A 17,987-nucleotide genomic window follows, 5' to 3' on the forward strand; every position below is an offset into this window, starting at 1 on the left:
TGTTCTACCAGCTAGCTCCGACAATCCGTGTACCAGGTCCGGTAGTGCTAAGGATTCGCTGCCATATGTGATGACGCTCCAGAGGCAGGGTCTCTGCTATACGTGTTCCGTGCAGGCTGCCGTCCAACGCCAGGTTCGTTGTCGCCGCTGCAGGCACGAAGTTCGGTCCTCGAGCCTCGCCACGACGACATGACTGCGGAATCCAAACGGTCAGGCTCAAGCTCGAGACTTAGCGCCGAAGCCAAGACATGAGCAGCGAGCCTGGGTGGAATCGCATTCCCAATCTGTTGAGCTACAGCCCTGCCCGACCAGGGGTAGTCCGGCGGAAAGGTCTGCAGGCGCCCAGCCTCAGAAAAGGAGAACCGCTCAAGTTCGGCGTCGCTGTGACTCACCACCCTGTTGCGCGAGATCTTACCGGTGACAGTTGCAGATGGTTCGCTGGATTTCCGTCGACCACGGGCGCGCGGGTCGCCGCCTGAACCGTAATTGGAAATTACCGTGAACGGTTCCGGCCGGTCCAATGCGTCACCCATCGTGTTCCATGGCAATAGACCAGGGTTACCTTCGTCCCTCGACACCCCCTTGCGATATGGCCGGTGGGTCGGAGCAGGCAAACGCGGCTTAACAGTTCGGTTTGCGATCAAGATCGCACGGCGTCGAGTTTGTGGCACCCCGAACTCCTCGGTTTTAAGGATTCCGCACTCGACTTTGTACCCAACTCCCTCGAGCACGCCTCGGTACGCCTGCCAAACAGGCAAGACTGCGGGCACCTGCTCAAGCACAACGGCGTCATACGGAATGCCGAGTTGATGAGCCTCTAGTACCCAGCGCAGGGGCTGCAAGACCAACCCGGTTCGTTCATCGCCCAGACCTGCGACAGAGGAATCAACGTCATCCCCCCCCTCCGCCATCTGCTGGACGAGAGTCAACACCTCGTTCAGGGCCTGTCGACCAACACCCCTGCCCGCCATCGTGTACGTCTGACATGGGGGTCCGCCCGCTAGAATCGTCGCGTCCGGGAAATCGGCAGGACCGACACTGCGCACGTCATCCTGGTCGGTACCGAGTCCCGCCGCTCTACGCGTTGCGCAGGCATCTGCGTCCCACTCCACCCCGTGCACAGAGATTCCCAACCAGTGCGCAGCGACATCCAGTCCTCCTGGCCCAGCGAACAGATCCACCATGCGGTGATGCTTCCGCGACGCGGCCCGAGTGGAAACCATGGCGTGCAGCATATGCGCAGCACTGATGCTGGGGGGACGGACCGTACTTGCGAGCCACACCTGAGAGAACGGTACGTCGAAGAGCCAACACGGATGGTGGCACGAGACGCCATTTCAGTACACCGAGGAGTTTCGACACTGTCACGGCGTCCTGATTCACCGCTGCAGATACACCAATTGCGATGAAGGCGGGTAATCTCCGTCCGTCGATCGTCAAACACCCACACCGTCCACGAAGCGTGGGAGTCGGTCCGCACGTGGCCCCGATGGCATTCGTGTGCTCAAACAGCCACGGCAGAGGCGACGGCGCACGTCCTTGCATACAACGCTCGGGATCTACTGACGAAACCCCACCGACGTTTCGGCACCTGAACCGACATATGCTGGTATCACGCGCACGGACAGTTCGCGTTGACTGCCGCAATGCTGCAGGCAACACGGCGATCAATGCCGTGGTCGTCATCGACGACCGCCACCAGCATCACCGACGCGATTCGCGCGTGTTCGAGAAGCGATGGCAATCCGCTGATTGACGGCTTTCTACCCTGTCGAGCCGTAAAGTCTTGCGAACTCAACCAGCGATGACGGCGGCTGGCGGCAGGACCGTGACCGCGCGAGCATTATCCGTGCAGATCCGGAGCACCGAGATCCATCAGGACGTGTCGACTGTGTAGACGCGGTCGAGGGCTTGCTGTGATCGTTTAGGCGTGCTGCTGTCGCGGCGCGGCCGTGAGGTTCACGCCGCGCCACCTGGTGGCGTTGATCGCGCATACCCGCCGAACGTCCCCGCATTCCGGCCTGGAGTCTTGGCAACTCCAGCTTCTCGAGTTGAAGGCCAGGCCGCGACCGGTCCGCCGAGCTCGCCGACCTGACAGGCAACAGGGGACACCGGCCCGACTTACGCCGGACAACCGCTCCGTCCGATGTGGGACTTCCGTGACGCCATGACCCGGTCGTCCAGTCGAAAGGCGTCGCGATGTCCACAACCGACCATTTCTACTGTCTTTGCGACAGCGTGCCGAGAGCACCGGATGGATGCTGCTGCGGTCGCACAATGCTACCGCCGTCTTGGCCCTGCTCAACAGGCATTTCGACCACGGCACGCGCCGCTTACCCGCACCCGATCTGTTTGACCTGCTCAACGCCGACCTGCAGGAGCTGCGCGACGCGGGCCTCGACTTCCCCCAACCGACCAGGGCTACTGCGCAGACTGGGTGCGCAGCACCGTCGGGAGCCCGGCGATCGTGTCATCGTCAACCGCGACGAGATAGGCGAATAGTTGGAGATGTACCGCGGAGCCGGCGACACCGACCCCGCCGGGTACCCAAACGCATCAATGCGTCCTGGACAAGCTCGGCAAGCATTCGCTGCTGTCGAAATGTCCACCGACGATCGCATGGAGGTTTCACCGGTGCTGCGGCGACTGTTCGACGCCGACCAGGTCGCCGCCGTCGACACCGAGTCCGGCGCATCGTCGAAGAGGGGGCGTGATGGTCAGCGCAGCCGTTCATCCGGGCCAGTGCCTCGCCCGCGTACAGGTTCAACTGCGGCACCATGCGCGGTCACCACGACCTTCCGGTCGCCCGCAAGGATTCCTTGTCACCGGCAACCACGGGTCGGGCACGTCGACGCTCATCGACGCGATCTCCGCCGTGCTCATGCCCGGTGGCCCCGTGCAGTTCAACTGCTGCCGCTTAAGAAGCCGGGAGTTCGGGCCGTAACCTCGTCAGTTACATGCGCGGCGCGTGGCGTCGTGAAGCCGGAGTGGACACCGACGGCCTCGTCACCGCCTACCTGCGTTCCGGAGCCACCAGGCACGCTCATCGTAACGCGGAAACCCGCACCGTCGGGCAGGTTCGGACCCGACCAGCGCGGGCCGAGGAGGCCGTCGGCGTGGGGGGTGGCGACGTTCCGTCACCGCCGAGGACCTCGTCGTCCTGCGCGCCAACCAGCAGGACAACCCCGAACACGCCACTCTCACCGCCGAACTGGAACAGGCCAACGCCACCGACGCGGACGCGACCGCGGCGCACTCGGCCGCAGATTCCGCGTTCGCCGGGCACCGCAGGACGCTCACCGGACTGGACGAGAAGATCGTTGAGACCCGCGAAGTGTCCGCGGCGGAGGTGCCCGACGCGGTAGCGCAGCGGCTCGACGCCCGGTTCGCTCAGCTGGCGCGCCGGGTGACGTCCGCGAATATTGACACCAACCGCGCTATCGTGCCAATCCGCCCAGCTGCCCCGAGCGCGCTGAATCTCGAATCAGAGGAACCATGACCGACCACCTCCCCCTGCAACTCGACGACACCTTCGCCGTCGCCACCGCCAACCGCGACCAGCTACTCAGCCTGGCGGTGCGCGCGCTGACGGAGCTGTTCGGCGAGGCCCCGGAGGTCGACGAGGACGGCGACATCGCGGTTCCGGTGCACGGCTTCGGGCTGTTCGTGACGGTGGCGGCGGACGAGCCACGGTTGCATGTGTGGGCGTCGCTGCTGTCCGGGGTCACGGATCGCGCGCAGGCTGCGGTGAAGTTGATCGAGTTCGCGCACGAGTGGCCATGGCTGCGGTTCGTCGTCGACGGCGAGCACCTGGTGGAGTCGAGGTTCCTCGATGCGGATCCGTTCGCCCCGCAGCATCTGCTGAACGCGGTCGAGGAGTTTCACACCCTGACGCACGAGTTGGACGACGATTTCGCCGAGCGTTTCGGCGGCACGCTCGACTGCGACGCCGACGACGTCAGCTGCGCGGGCGAGTGTGGCGGCGGAGAGGGTGGCTGCGGCTGCGGCGACTGCAACTGCAGTAAGGCGGGCGATCTCGGCGCGACGATCCCCGTCGGCGCACCCCCCGACTGACGAGTCGAAGCCCTCCGCCGGGCACCTCCTGAACAGGCCCACAGCAGGTGGTCATCCGAGCCGAGCAGACGGGCAGACCTGAGGAGCCGAGAGAACCAGCGGCGTACTCGCATTCGAGCCAACCGTCGACGTCAGCCTATTACCCTACGAGTGAATGAGCACCCGCGAAGATCGCTGCGGACCGCCGAGGCCATGGGGCCGCAGCACCGCTCGATCACTGCGCGTCCTGCTACATGCCATCGTGTGCTTGTGCGTCGGCCTCGCAGGCTGTGGTCGCGACGACAGTTCCGACACGCCTCAGCCGACGACCACCGCAAGTGAAGCGGTCGAGGGTGAAACGTCGCTCGCGCCCACTTCCCCACCCTCGAGCGAGGAAACGACCGCTCCAGCGACTGATACGGAAACGACCGAGACTGTTGCCGAGGAGCCCTACATCGTCGATTGCCAGCCTGGAATGGGCCCCATCACCACCTACTGGTCGGATGGCAGCGTCACCGGATACTCGGACCACTGCCAATCGATCCACGACCAGGCACTGCAGGGGGAGGTCGAGGCGAACACACCGGTATGCGACGGCACCATCTGCCGGTATCCGTCCGGTGCGACGATCCCCGATCCCAATGCCGTTCCCGACGACCGCTGCACCAACCAGATCAACTATGCGGGTGACCCGCGGTCGAACGCCGAAATCAACTCGATCGGCGCGCAAACCGGACAATGTCCGGAACCGATCAGCTGACATCACCTCGTGGTGCGAGGGCGGCCCGACGACGCCTCGCCCCCGCGACCAGCAGACCTCACCCTTCCGCCGGACGCCTCCGTACATACAGGTCGGTGACCACGCTCAGAACAACTGGGCCGTCCGCCTTGCGCAGCTCGCTCGTCGTGGTCACCAGTCCCCTGCCGTGGTCGTCGAGGACGACGTCGTCGACGACGATCGAGCCGGTGAGCGTGTCGTCCGGCCGCACGGGGCGGAGGAATCGCACGTCCCGCAGGTCGCGCCCGCAGATGACGCTCACGTCGCGATACCAGCCGTCGACCGAAAGCCGTTGCAGCACAGCCATCGAGTGGATGCCACTGGCGATCAGGCCACCGAACCAGCCCTTCTCGGCCGCCTCCGGCTCGACGTGGAACTCCTGCGGATCCCAGGCGCCGGCGAAGTCGAGGAGTTCGGCTTTCGACACGGTGTGCGATCCGAGTTCGACGACGTCGCCGACGGCCAGGTCCTCCGCATACTTCACAGTGCTCACGACCGTCGATGCTGCCAGAGTGCGCGGACGCCGGCGGGTGCGGGGATCAGAGTGAGCGCGCGATGATGCTCTTCATCACCTCGTTGGCACCCGCGTAGATGCGCTGCACCCGCGCGTCCTCGTACATGCGCGCGATCATGTACTCGCGCATGTATCCGTAACCGCCGTGCAGCTGCACGCACCGGTCGACGACCTCGCACTGCTTGTCGGTGAGCCAGTACTTGACCATCGCCGCCTCGGCGGGGTCGAGTTCGCCGCGCAGGTGATCCTGGATGCAGTGGTCGAGGAACACCTCGCAGGTGCGGGCGATCGTCTGGCACTCGGCGAGTTCGAAGGCGGTGTTCTGGAACTCGAACAGGCTGTGCCCGAACGCTTCCCGATTCTTCGTGTAGGCGACGGTCTCCTCCACCGCACGACGCATCGCACCGGACGCCTGCGCCCCGATGATCAGCCGCTCCTGCACCAGCTGCGCCATCAGCTGCCCGAAGCCCTGGCCCTCGGCGGTGCCGAGCAGGTTCGACGCCGGCACCCGCACGTCGGTGAACGACAGCTCGGACGTGTCGGCGCCGTGCTGGCCCACCTTGTCCAGCACTCGACCGACGGCGAACCCCGGCTGGTCACGCAGGTCGACGATGATCATCGAGACGCCCTTGGCCCCGGCCTTCGGATCCGTCTTGACCGCCATCACGATCACGTCGGCCGACGAGCCGTTGGTGATGAACGTCTTCGACCCGTTGATCACGTACTCGTCGCCGTCCCGCACGGCGGTGGCCTTGATCGCCTTCAGGTCGGATCCGGCGCCGGGCTCGGTCATGCCGATCGCGCCGAGGATCTCGCCGGTCGCCATGCCGGGCAGCCACGCCTGCTTCTGTTCCTCGGTGCCGTACTCGAGGATGTAGTGCGGCACGATCCCGGAGTGCACCGAGATGCCGAGCGACAGGTCACCTGCGTAGCCCTGGGCCTCGAACACCGCCAGGTCGTGGGCGAAGGTGCCCCCACCGCCGCCGTACTCCTCGGGGATCGAGCAGCACAGCAGGCCGAGCTTGCCCGCCTCGAGCCACACCTGACGGTCGATCCGATGCTGCGCGTCCCACTTCTCGTTGTGCGCGACGACCTCGCGCTCGAAGAACCCTGCGGCGAGCGCGGACAGCGCCCGAACCTCGTCGTCGTGCCAGGTGGGGACGTACTTCTTCATCACTGGACCGCCTTCTCACATCGGTGCCCGCGCCGCGCCCGGGATCGACCGAACATGCTAGCCAGGCACCCGCCGACGCCCCGTTCTCGCCCCCATGTGGCCGACCCACCGCTTCGGCGATGAGTCCCCCGACCCACCGATGTCAACCCCTGTACAGGCAGATGCGCTCGAGTGCGGGAGGCAGCGATGGGAATCATCCAGATCGAACTGTTCACGACCCTCGACCTCGTCGGGCAGGCGCCGGGCGGCCGGGACGAGGACCCGGACGGGTTTGCCTTCGGCGGCTGGCAGGCTCCCCTGTTCGACGACGTCACCGGAGCACAGATCGGAGCCGCCTACGAAGGGACGGACGCACTGCTGCTCGGACGGAGGACATACGACCTCTTCGCCGCCTACTGGCCGCACCAGGAGGGCGGCGACGACAACGACATCGCCACCCTGTTCAACCGCATCCCGAAGTACGTGGCCTCGCGCGGCACACCCGCACTCCCGTGGGCCGGCTCCACGCGACTCGGTCCAGACCTGCCCGCCGAGCTCCGGAGTCTCCGCGAACGGCACCAGCACGTGACCGTCGTCGGCAGCCTGAACCTGCTGCAGACTCTCCTGCGGGACAAGCTCTTCGACCGCATGGACTTGTGGGTGTATCCGATCGTGCTCGGCAGCGGGAAAAAGCTTTTCGACGGCGGCGCGGTGCCGACGAACCTCAGGCTCGCCGAACCGCCCGCCGCGGGCCCGAAGGGTGCCGTGCATCTTCGATACGAGCTCGCCGACGGCACACCGGCGACGGGCGACATGGGCGCGTGACGGCGGAGGCGCACAGCCGCGCACCCCGGGGCGTGAGACACCCTTAACCCGATGCTCACTCGCCTTCACAGTGACGACACGTGGCGTCCGTACGGTGCCGAATGTCCGGATCGGGCGTGCCGCGGAGGTGCCGTCCGACGCTCGAACCGAAGGAGCGCCGCCCATGTCGTACGTCAGTCCACCCGAGTTCGCCGCAAAAATGGTCGACGCGGGTGAGTCGAAAGCGATGCTTTCGACTCGCGACACCCTGATCCGTTCCTACATGGCGGGCGCGATCCTCGCTCTCGCCGCCGCATTCGCCGTCACGGTCACGGTGCAGACGGGTAACTCGCTGTTGGGCGCGCTGCTGTTCCCGGTCGGCTTCTGCATCCTGTATCTACTGGGATTCGACCTACTGACCGGCGTGTTCACCCTCGTGCCGCTGGCATGGCTCGCGAAACGACCCGGCGTGACGTTCGGCGCGATGATGCGCAACTGGGGCCTGGTGTTCGTCGGCAACTTCGCCGGCGCCCTCACCACCGCGGTGATGATCGCGATCACCGTCACCTACGGCTTCTCCGTCGAACCGAACGCGGTCGGCGAGCAGCTCGCCCACATCGGCGAAAGTCGCACCGTCGGCTACGCCGAGTACGGCTTCGCCGGCATGCTGACCCTGTTCGTCCGCGCAGTCATGTGCAACTGGATGGTGTCCACTGGTGTCGTCGGCGCGATGATGTCGAAGTCGGTGTCCGGCAAGGTGATCGCGATGTGGATGCCCGTGATGGTGTTCTTCTACATGGGCTTCGAGCACAGCATCGTCAACATGTTCCTGTTCCCGTCCGGCCTGATGATGGGCGGCGACTTCAACCTCGGCGACTACCTGGTGTGGAACGAGATTCCCACGGTGCTCGGAAACGTGGTCGGTGGCCTCACGTTCGTCGGCATCATGATCTACGCGACGCACTACAAGACCGCGCCCAAGCGCACGCCGAAGCCTCCTACGCCGTCGCTCACCCTCGCCGAACCGGAGAAGGTGAACGCCTGACCCCCACTGTGAGAGCGACCGAGCAGCCGTGGTGGCTTTCAGTGCGCCTGAATGCCGATGTAGTGGAAGAACCCGCGTCCCGCGTCGGTCTCGCACTGGAAGCTGCCATGGAAGCCGGTCCAGCAGCGGGTGCCTGCGTGCGACACCTCGGAACCGCTCGTCGCACCGTCACCGACCGGATACCCGACGTCGCTGATGTCCGGGTTTCCGCCCTCGAGCGTGTACGCCCCTGGCGCGAATCCCGGGTGAGCCGGCGCCCAGTCGACGTCGGCAACAATCTGGTTCACCCGGAACGGGACCGCGACGTCAGTGCCGTTGATGTCGACGGTCATGTACTCACCACCGTCCACATCGCATCCGACGGCGCCGTTGTCGTCGATCGCGCGCTGGAAGTTTCCGGACGAGAAGTGAACCGGGCCCGCTGCGTCGTCTGCGTGGGCCGGTGACGCCAGGACGGCTGATGCAGCTGCGGCTCCGAAAACGATCCCGGCCGCCTTCGTCAGCATGGGCTTGGGCATGGCGCGTCCCTTCCGTCGGCGATAGTTACCTGCAGTAATGATTGTCGTCCGTGTGCGAGGCGCTGTTACCTAGTTCATGCGCGGTCCGGAAGCGCGGTTTTCGACAGACCGCCGTCTTTCGTGTGTTCTGGAGTCATGACATTCAGTAGTGGATTCGGAGCAACCGACCGGGCGCAGATCCTGCAACAGGCCGGCGAGCTGAGCGCATTGGGCGAACCCAAGGGCCTCCTGGTGAGCACGAACCAGGTCGCCGACTTCGTACTGTTCAACGTCCGATCGAAGACGGACCCGAACGACAGGGGACGCGCCTTCTCCTACGAGGACGCGAAGGCCTACATCGTGCAGCAGCCCGACACGGAATAGAGCGGCGTACGGTCGGAGGCATGGCCGACGATCAAGTTGCTCCCTGGGACGACATCTACAGTGGTACGGCGGAGGACTTCTCCGGCCCGGTGCCCTGGAACATCGGCGAACCCCAACCCGAGATCGCCGACCTGATCGCTCAGGGCACGTTCCGCAGCGACGTGCTCGACGCGGGCTGCGGGCATGCGGAGACGTCGCTGCACCTCGCGGCGCAGGGGTACACGGTGGTCGGCTTGGATCTGTCGCCCACCGCCATCGCCGCGGCGACACAGGCTGCGCACGACCGCGGCCTGACCACCGCCACCTTCGACGTCGCGGACATCAGCTCCTTCACCGGATTCGACGGACGCTTCTCGACCATCGTCGACAGCACCCTGTTCCACTCGCTCCCCATCGACCGCCGCCAGGACTACCTTGCGTCCATCGCGCGAGCCGCCGCCCCCGGCGCGTCGTACTACGCGCTCGTGTTCGAGAAGTGCGCCTTCCCCGAAGGCGAAGGACCCAACGCCGTCACCGAAGACGAACTACGGCAGGCCGTCTCGCAGCATTGGACCGTCGACGAGATCCGGCCCGCGTTCATCCACGCCCTTCAGGCGCCGCCCGAAGGCTCGGACATCGAACTGGACGACAAGGGACGGGCGCTGCTCCCCGCACTTCTCCTGTCGGCGCATCTCCCCGTGTGAGTGGATTCGCTCCAGGACCGTCGAGTTCGCGCACGCGTTCGCGCCCTCACCTCCCACTCCCATCAAGCAAGTCCGGCACGTGCAGCGATCTCTCGTTGGAGGACGTCCGACAATCCTGTCGACGGCAACAGGCAGGCGACCTGCGCTCGTTGCGCCTCAGTCGGCTCCTTGTACTGAGGAATTGCCGCGCGGACCGCTCGACCCGCACCGTGCAGCATCGCATCGGTGTCACCACAGGCACGCAAATCCGCGACGACCGAGTCCCATCCTCCCCTGGCCCGACACAACATCCACGCGCGGCGCCGAACCTCCGGCTCGGGTGACGCCCATATCGACTCCGCATCCGACACCGACCAGAGATACGGCTGTTCGCCGAGAACTACGCGAGCCCATCGCGACTCGCCGCGGGATCCGGCGGCAACCAGGCCGAGGAGCCAGGGAGGGTCGGATGGCTCGGCGCGACCGCTCAGGAGGCGCAGACCCGTCGACCGCAGCGGCGACGCGCGGTCCAGGGTCAGCGATCGGCAGGTGGCGGCGTCGGGCGGGTGACCGCACTCGGTGAGGCCGAGGTACGCGCGTGCCCGTGCCCTCGCCGGCTGCGCAGACTCGACGACAATCTCCCGGTACGTGGTCACCGGATCCTCGTCGAGTTCCGTCCAACGGCGACGCGCCCACAACCGCACGAGACTCGAGCGGTCGACGAGAACTCGTCGAAGGTCGCTGAAGGCGAACGCGTCTGCAGCGAGGTGGGCAAGGGCCGCTGCGCGGTCAGCGACGGAGTGGCCGCGGATGAGCAGGCGCGCGGCCACACGCGGATCGCCCTGCTGTAGGACGACCTTGCCGAGCGTCTGCTGGACGACGACATCACGCTCGACCGGGTAGTCGGCGACGGCCCGTTCGACATCGAGTACGCCGAGGTCGGCAGCACGGCGGTAGGCGTACCGGCGCAGGTGCACGTCGTCGTTCGTCATCAGGTGCGACCACACCGAGCTGACCCCATGCACTTTCTCGGCCTCGGCAACGTAGTCGTCGAAAACGTCTGACCGCCAACGCGGCTGCCAACGACGCATCGTGAACAGGATTGGTGCGATCACCTGCATCCGGCCGAGGTCGACGCGGGCCAGCACCGCCGCGGATGCCGCGTACGCGATGGGGTGCACGGGATCGTATGCGCGCAACGCCAGCGCCCGGGCTGCCTGCGGACCTTCCTGCCACGCGAGCACGTTCACAGCGCGCTCCCGGACATAGCCGTGCGCAAACGTGCTCGCAGCGATCGCCACGGCGGGATGTGCGGCGAGCACGGAGGCGCTCCAACAGCGTTCCATCTGCAGCCGTTGACCGTATGTGATCCAGCCGCGGCGTACTCGCCGATCGAATCGCACCAAGTCCTTGGCGCTCAGCGCATCCATCCACTCACTTGCGGTGGACAACTGGGCAACGTCGCCGTTGAGGCTCGCAGCCACCAACTGTTTCGCTCGCTCGTCGACGAACGCGGAACTCGAATCGCTGCAACGTCCTTCGCTACCCATTTCCCCCCCCTTCGGTCGCCGAGTCTCACGCCGAATTGGTCACCCCCGATGCTAAGAGTCCCTCACCCAGCGCTGAGGCCACTCGTCGAACTCTGCAACATCGATCCCGTCGACTGTCAAGGTGTACAGAGGCTCCGCTGGGAAATCGCCGAGCCGTATCGACAGTGAATGCCCGTCGACTTCACTGCGATACGGGTGCACAACATCGGCGGTCTTCCACCAAGCAATCGGACGGTTCAAGAGCGTTTCTGAAATTTCAGACCACCTCCCGACAATTGTACGTTTCTCAACAGACATCTCCGCCAACTCCGTTTCCAACCCGCCCGTTCGCAACCGCACCTTGCATCATCGCTCGATGGCCACTGAGGGACAGCGACGCGATTGCTGCTCACCAATTATCTGGAAATGGTGATCGATCCGGGTAAACCGCGATGTCAACTATCCTAACGTCGGTTTTCGCAACGCGCCGGATCCAACCGCCAACTACCTCATTCCGGCGAATTACGCGCCCTCTGCGAGTTGAGATGCGCGCTGATGCGTACCACGGATGCCCAGCGGGCCACGGCCTCAACCAACGGTACCGGGCCTACCGTGAGACGCACCGATCCATCGTCGTCCTTCTCAATCTCGATATCGGCCGTACCCGGCGCTGAACCGTTGCGTGAATCTTGTTCCGGACACACGTTAAAAGGTGGACCCACACCAGCTCGGAAGAGCCGCTTTCGCACCGCCTATGAAAACGACTGCCGTGACATCCTTCTCGTCCGAGGGGGCTTCCGCGTATGCAGGGCGGAAGAATCCGTCGATGACCGCGTGCAGGTATACGTAGCCGTCCCTGACGCCTTTGGTCTTGCGGCGCTCGATCGTGCCGGCGTGGTCGGAGTTCTTGCCGTGGACGCGCCAGCCGCCGCCAAACACTCCGACCACGGTCGGTCTTGCGATAGACGAACTACCGACCGAAGAGCGGGCGCGCCTCCAAGTAGGCCGATCCAGACGGAACTGCGAAGGCTAGCAGGGTATTGAATGAAACCTCTCCGCCGCCAAATTCCCGACCGAGCCCGATCCGAGTGGACCATTTCTTACCGACTTGGTCCACAATTCGATAATAGGTCTCGATCTCATCGCGATCATCGATCAGTAGGTTCTCAGCACCTTCTACGACAGTGAGGTACTTCGGCGATGGGCACTGGGATAGATCCAGAAGACATTCTTGAAACGCTGGCCAGTTTGCCCCAAAGTAGGACGGAAATGAGAAATTCTCCGCATAAGTGGCGAATAAGCCGTCCAGCGTTGTCATATCGTCGGCCCGCAGACGGATGGTGAGTATATCCGGTGCTTCCACACTATCAACATGCTGTTCAGCTTCTGGCTGCAGCGCAGCATGCAACCATGGCCTAACTCGGTTGACTAGCATCTGACGCTTCTCTATTCCATCCATCTAATAAACCTTTTGTAGTGGTCCGGCGTGTAATAGATCGACCCATCAGAGCCTGTCACAATTCGTTCAGACCCCGGCGTTGGATTATTCGGAGATGGTACCGATCCCCATTCGCGATAGGTTATTGGGTTTCCGCCACTGTCCAGCCGTGGCAATACTTCACTACCAGAGCGACCGTCATTTGCAAATGATTCAGGTACATCCGGTCCACGAACGCCGTACTCCCATATCACACCCGCTTCCCTGATCTGCGAGATTATGGTTTGGCTCTCGTCTGGAATCGAGTCGCCGAATTCAATCTTCTCACAGCCCTCCGGCACCAACCCCAACGGATCGGTCCAGGCAGTGGGGTTGTGCGGATAGCTGTTGGGGTTCGGCGACGGTGCGAGGCCCAAGGGGTCCGGAGTGACATAGCGTGCCGTGTCCGGGTTGTAGTAGCGGTGCAGGTTGTAGTGGAGGCCCGTTTCGTCATCGAAGTACTGGCCTGGGAATCGAATCGGGGTATCGGCCTCGCCCGACCACGCGGTCGCACCCCACAGGCTCGCCTTGGCGGAACCCGCGACTTGTGCGGTCACCGGATCGACCAACTCCGTCGGCGACCCCACCAGGTCCGTCACGATCGCGAAGAACTCGGCATCGACGGCGGACTGGTCGTCGACATCGATCGCCGCACGAGTCTGGGTCAGCGGCGTGTGCGTGCCGGGCTGGTACGCCCACCTGGTCACCGCCTCGGGCGTCCGCTGCTCCACCAGCGTCGACGCATCCCACGTGAACCGGGTCTGCTCGACCACCCCACCGTCCGGCCCCAGGCGGCTCTTCGAGAGTCGCCGGCCCAACGCGTCGTAGCCGTAGGCCCACCGAGCGCCGTCCGGGGTGACCACCTCGACGAGCTGATCGAAGGCGTCGTATCGGTAGTGCCAGACATCGGGTTTGCGTGACAGCCGGGTGGTGACCTTGCGGATCAGCCTGCCCGCGTCGTCGTAGTGGTAGCGAGTGCGGCCGTCACGGATCAGCAGCGTGCCCCGGTACTCGCGACGGCTGTCGTCCTCGGCGACCGTCGAGGCCGCACCGCCCTCGAGGACGTTGCTCAACCCGTCGTACGCATAGCGTTCGACCGCGGCACCGTCGTCCACGACCAAGGTGATCCGGCCCGCCGCATCGAGATCGAAACTCCGCCGCAGCACAGAATCCGTTGTGATCGACTGCCCCGTGAGGTACCCGTCGGCTCGATACTCGAAGGTGTCGGAGCGCAGCACCCGTGGCCCGGCGGTCGGCCCGTCGGCCATCCCCAGATTCAACGACGACACCGGGTGCGCCGTCACCTCCTGCCCCACCAGTCGGCCACGCACATCGCGCGAACGAGTGAGTGCGAGCTCGCCGGCACGCCAGCCACTCACGGCACCCAGCGAGTCGTACGACAAACCCACCGAATGCCCGTCCACCGTCAACGCACCCACACGACCGGCAGAATCCCACTGCCAGCCCGTGACCCCACCGGCGCCGGTGCGTCGGGCCGTGCGACGACCGAACGGATCGTGGTCGACCTGCAAGTCCGTCTCGCCGTCGACGATCTGCGTCGACAGTGCACCCGTAGGCGTGTACCCGAACTCGAGCGAATGGACGAGCTCGGCGCCGACGCCGCACACCGCGGACAGGGTTCGGCCCGACAGATCGTGTGTGTAGTGCCGGAACTCGCCGGTGTCGGCTCGCACGTCGACGAGACGTCCGAGGACGTCGTGGCGGTGGTGCCGCGTGATCCCGGTTGCCGGCGTGACCGTCGCGACTCTGCCTGCCTGATCGTGGGTGTACGTCGTGCGTGCCCCGTTGAAATCCGTTTCGGCGGCGAGCCGACCGTCCGCGTCGTACTCGTAGTGCCACGCGTGGCCCAAGGGATTCGTCACCGTGACCAGCCGGCGTTCGGTGTCCCATTCGTAGACCGTGACGGAACCGTCCGGATCGGTGCGCGAGGCGAGCAAGTCGAACGCCCCGTACCGGTACGCGGTGGCGGCGCCGAGAGGGTCGGTGTGGCGCAACAGATTGCCCTCACCGTCGTACTCCCACGCTTCGTGCGAGCCGTCCGGATGGACGCGTTCGAGGAGCTTGCCGTCCGGCGTCCACTGGTAGGTGGTGACTGCGCCCAGTGGGTCGGTGACAGCCACCGGGCGGCCGAAGCCGTCGCGCCTGATCTGCGTCCTCGCGCCAGTGGGGTCGACGACCTCGATCGGCAACCCTGCCCCGTCGTTTTCCACGATGACGCGCGCACCGGTCGGCTCGGTGACCGACGTGACAGCGCCCGTCGTCGTGTATGCGTAGCCGGTGCGCTGACCGCCGGCATCGATTGCCGCGGCGAGATTGCCTGTCTCGTCCCACTCCTGCCGAGTGACAGTGCCGTCGGGCTGGTGGACGGCCGACGGCTTGTGTGGTGCCGCGTAGTCGACCCGGATCTTCTGGCCGTCCGGCCGTGTGACCTGGGCGACGTCTCCGGCAGTTGTGTAGAGGTAGCGGGTGATCGCGCCGTCCGGCGCGGTGACCGTCAACGGGTCGCGACGTTCGTTGTAATCGGTGTGCGTCTGTGCACCCGTCGGAGTTCGGACGTCCCGTAGCCGCAGATCGGCGTCGAAACCGTATGCGGTGCGGGCGCCCACGGAGTTCGTTTCGACGGTCACCGAGCCGGTGCCGTCGCCGGTGGAGATGTACTCGTAGCGGGCGGACATGATTCCGCCGGTACCGTCCTGCCCCACGACACGCCCGTCGCCGTCGTAGGTGTTGATCATGCGGTTGCCGTTGGAATCGCGCCACGACAGCATCCGGCCGTCGCTGTCGTAGGTGTACCGGGTGGTACCACCGATACCATTGGTGACGGCGGTCAGCTGACCGCCGTCGTACTCGAAACGTCGCACTACAACGGGTGATTCACCGTCCGAGTCCACCACGGACACTGCAGCGATGCGGCCGCCACGTGCCTCGAGAAGAACGCGGTAGCCGCCGGAGTGCACGACCTCCGTGGGTGCGCCGTCCGGTCCGTAGTAGAAGCGGATGCGATTCCGATGGCGGTCGGTGAGTGCACTGATCGACAGGTTGCCGAGTGCGGCGTCGAGCCCGGCGAGGTCCGGCTTCGGCGCGAAATGCCATGTCAGCGACCGGTCCGGGTCGTGCACGCGGTAGCCGCCCGCGTCGGTGCGCGTGAGCGTCCAGCGCTGGAGGGAATCTCGGGGCACCGCAGCGACACCCACCGGCGCGTGCGGGTAGACCACCATGACACCGTCCTCGGCGAGGAAGGTGACGCCCGATTCCTCGACGACGACACGCATGTCGAGAATCGAGGACCAACTGGGCCCGAACCACCGGCCGAACCGATAGTTCGAGCGGTGCCGACGGCCGAACACCAACGGCAGCACGCCGGGCAGAGACAGGTCGATCTCGGGCAGCAGGAACTCGCCGGTCGCCGCGTCCACCGGGTCGCGCACGCACTCGACCTGCTTGTCGGTCTGGTCACTCGCCGGGCCCGCGTCGTCGGCGGTGCGGGCAGCGCCGGAATCGGCCTCGGCGTGTTGTTCCGGACTGGGATTGGGCCCCTCGGGTGGATGCGTGTTGTCGACATCCGCCCCGGGGTGCGGCGACGCGGGCTCGGCGCCGTCGTGGCCGGAGTCCGACTCGGACTGGTGCGGCGGGGTGTCGTTCGGTGTTTCCGGTTGCGTGGTCTGGTCGCCGTCGGAGCCGTGGTCGTTCGCCGACGAATCGGGGTCCGGTCGGGTGTCGTCCGGGCCGTCTGGCTTGGTGTCCGGCGCCGGCGACGGCCCGTTGTCGGCGGAACTCGGGTGCGTCGGCGCGGCGGCGTCCGCGGACGACGGCTCGGTGCGGGGAGCGTCGATGTCCGTTCGCGGAGTGTCGATGCGGGCCGGCGGGTCCGGCGTCGGGACGTGCCTGCCGACGTCGGCGATGTCGTCGACATGGCGTAGACCCCCACCGAAATCGCTCGCGATGTCTGCGACGCGCATCGAGGTCCGCGCGCCTGCCACACCGGCGCCGGCACCGCCCGTGGCGGCGGTCAGCAGGGCGTCGCCGGTCAGGCTGCCTGCGAACTCGAACGGATTCGCCTTCGCGTCCTCGACGAACGCGTGAACGACGGCGCCCGGATCGGCAGCTGCCACGACCAGGCCCGTGGTCAGATCGCTCATCCCGGCGAGGTATTCGGCGGGATGGCTCGCGTTGTACGGGTCCGTCGGATTGACCTGTCGCGCGAACTGCACGATCCCGGACAGGCCGGTGAGCAGGCCGGACTCGAAGTTGAGGCGCCCGTGCTCGATGACGTCGTCGAGGTCGGTGAGATTCGCGACCATGCGCTGGGTGAACGGCGGTTCCTCGGGGGCTTCGTTCGCCTGCGTGGTCAGCTGCCCGGCGATCTGGGCTGCCGCGTTGTTGCGTTCGGTACGTGCAGCCTGCAGTATGCCGACCGCATCCTCGTACACGGGAGTCCACGTGTCGACGAGCGTCGTGGCCGCTCGCTGCTCACCGCTGAGCGCGTTGTACGCGTTCTTCTGGTCACGCTCGTGCTGCTCGGCCTGCCTCCACCGCTCGAGGGCGTCGCCGGCCCGCGCCTGCGCAGCCTGCACAACCGAGGCCCACTCGGTGAGCGACTGTGCCGCGGCAGTCATCGCGTCTGCAGCGTCCTGCCACAGGCCCGGCTGCTTGTCGAACACGTCGTTGAAACTGTCAGCGGCCTCGCCGGACCAACCCGCGGCATCGACGGCACGGAGCGCCGAGCCGGTGGATTCGATGTTCGTGCCCATCTCCGTCAACGTGGTCAGTGCCTCGTTGATGGCCCCCACGTCGCCGCGGATCAACTCACGCGGATCCTCGGTCTGCCCGAGCTCGAGTTCGTCGACCGCGCCACCCGTCGCGCTCGCCACCCTGTCGCTGATGTCGGTGAGGACGTCGGCCACACCGTCCGCGCCGAGGTCGCGGGCGAACCCGGACAGCGAATCGAGCCCGGAATCGACAGCTTGGCCGCCCTTTTCGATGCCCGTCTCGACCGCGTCTTCGATGAAGTCGCCGGCCTTGTCCAGGCCGCCGATCACATCGTCCAACCCGAAACCCATTACCGTTCCC

The 17,987-nt window shown here is 65.7% G+C and carries 13 protein-coding genes and 2 pseudogenes; 8 read left to right on the top strand and 7 right to left on the bottom strand.

What is annotated here, in order from left to right; all coding sequences use genetic code 11:
* Positions 1-47 precede the first annotated feature (47 nt).
* Positions 48-1,235 (bottom strand): DNA cytosine methyltransferase, encoded by a 1,188-nt coding sequence (locus tag HCA44_RS00900; protein ID WP_346764505.1) that lies wholly within the window; start codon positions 1,233-1,235, stop codon positions 48-50.
* Between the two features lie 1,023 nt (positions 1,236-2,258).
* Here HCA44_RS00900 and HCA44_RS00905 point away from each other — a divergent pair.
* The 4 genes and pseudogenes from HCA44_RS00905 to HCA44_RS20850 all read left to right on the top strand — a co-directional run.
* Positions 2,259-2,446, top strand: a pseudogene (locus HCA44_RS00905) (DUF3375 family protein); the annotation flags it as partial.
* Between the two features lie 267 nt (positions 2,447-2,713).
* Positions 2,714-3,035: pseudogene (locus HCA44_RS20845) on the top strand (ATP-binding protein); the annotation flags it as partial.
* A 460-nt stretch (positions 3,036-3,495) separates the two neighbouring features.
* A complete protein-coding gene (locus HCA44_RS00915) occupies positions 3,496-4,074 on the top strand; it encodes a hypothetical protein (RefSeq protein WP_169646654.1) in 579 nt (192 codons plus the stop codon).
* Positions 4,075-4,228: 154 nt separating this feature from the next.
* Complete coding sequence (locus HCA44_RS20850) at positions 4,229-4,813, top strand: hypothetical protein (protein ID WP_240945217.1); 585 nt, start codon at positions 4,229-4,231, stop codon at positions 4,811-4,813.
* Positions 4,814-4,871: 58 nt separating this feature from the next.
* Here HCA44_RS20850 and HCA44_RS00925 read toward each other — a convergent pair whose 3' ends face one another.
* Positions 4,872-5,324, bottom strand: a complete 453-nt coding sequence (locus HCA44_RS00925) for a MaoC/PaaZ C-terminal domain-containing protein (protein WP_169646655.1) — start codon at positions 5,322-5,324, stop codon at positions 4,872-4,874.
* A 46-nt stretch (positions 5,325-5,370) separates the two neighbouring features.
* Positions 5,371-6,519, bottom strand: coding sequence for an acyl-CoA dehydrogenase family protein (locus HCA44_RS00930; protein ID WP_206037487.1), 1,149 nt, complete (start codon positions 6,517-6,519; stop codon positions 5,371-5,373).
* Positions 6,520-6,705: 186 nt separating this feature from the next.
* On the opposite strand from HCA44_RS00930, the gene HCA44_RS00935 reads away from it, so the two are divergent.
* Both HCA44_RS00935 and HCA44_RS00940 read left to right on the top strand, forming a co-directional pair.
* Positions 6,706-7,323 (top strand): dihydrofolate reductase family protein, encoded by a 618-nt coding sequence (locus HCA44_RS00935; protein ID WP_169646657.1) that lies wholly within the window; start codon positions 6,706-6,708, stop codon positions 7,321-7,323.
* A 163-nt stretch (positions 7,324-7,486) separates the two neighbouring features.
* Positions 7,487-8,347 (top strand): formate/nitrite transporter family protein, encoded by an 861-nt coding sequence (locus HCA44_RS00940; protein WP_169646658.1) that lies wholly within the window; start codon positions 7,487-7,489, stop codon positions 8,345-8,347.
* Positions 8,348-8,385: 38 nt separating this feature from the next.
* Here HCA44_RS00940 and HCA44_RS00945 read toward each other — a convergent pair whose 3' ends face one another.
* Positions 8,386-8,865 (bottom strand): hypothetical protein, encoded by a 480-nt coding sequence (locus tag HCA44_RS00945; protein WP_169646659.1) that lies wholly within the window; start codon positions 8,863-8,865, stop codon positions 8,386-8,388.
* A gap of 135 nt (positions 8,866-9,000) precedes the next feature.
* Here HCA44_RS00945 and HCA44_RS00950 point away from each other — a divergent pair, with 135 nt between their 5' ends.
* Both HCA44_RS00950 and HCA44_RS00955 read left to right on the top strand, forming a co-directional pair.
* Positions 9,001-9,228 (top strand): hypothetical protein, encoded by a 228-nt coding sequence (locus HCA44_RS00950; RefSeq protein WP_169646660.1) that lies wholly within the window; start codon positions 9,001-9,003, stop codon positions 9,226-9,228.
* Positions 9,229-9,248: 20 nt separating this feature from the next.
* On the top strand, positions 9,249-9,911 hold the full coding sequence (locus tag HCA44_RS00955; protein WP_169646661.1) for a class I SAM-dependent methyltransferase: 663 nt from the start codon (positions 9,249-9,251) through the stop codon (positions 9,909-9,911).
* A 62-nt stretch (positions 9,912-9,973) separates the two neighbouring features.
* Here the strand turns inward: HCA44_RS00955 and HCA44_RS00960 are convergent, their stop codons facing one another.
* From HCA44_RS00960 to HCA44_RS00970, 3 genes are all read right to left on the bottom strand, one after another.
* On the bottom strand, positions 9,974-11,440 hold the full coding sequence (locus HCA44_RS00960; protein WP_169646662.1) for a hypothetical protein: 1,467 nt from the start codon (positions 11,438-11,440) through the stop codon (positions 9,974-9,976).
* Between the two features lie 949 nt (positions 11,441-12,389).
* Positions 12,390-12,878 (bottom strand): barstar family protein, encoded by a 489-nt coding sequence (locus tag HCA44_RS00965; protein ID WP_169646663.1) that lies wholly within the window; start codon positions 12,876-12,878, stop codon positions 12,390-12,392.
* The gene (locus HCA44_RS00970) at positions 12,866-17,977 is read right to left on the bottom strand and encodes a putative T7SS-secreted protein (protein WP_169646664.1); all 5,112 of its coding nucleotides are present in this window, start codon (positions 17,975-17,977) and stop codon (positions 12,866-12,868) included. The genes HCA44_RS00965 and HCA44_RS00970 overlap by 13 nt, the downstream gene beginning before the upstream one ends.
* Positions 17,978-17,987: the final 10 nt, after the last annotated feature.

The sequence above is a fragment of the Rhodococcus sp. HNM0569 genome (genome assembly GCF_012726205.1).
GTDB lineage: Bacteria > Actinomycetota > Actinomycetes > Mycobacteriales > Mycobacteriaceae > Rhodococcus_F.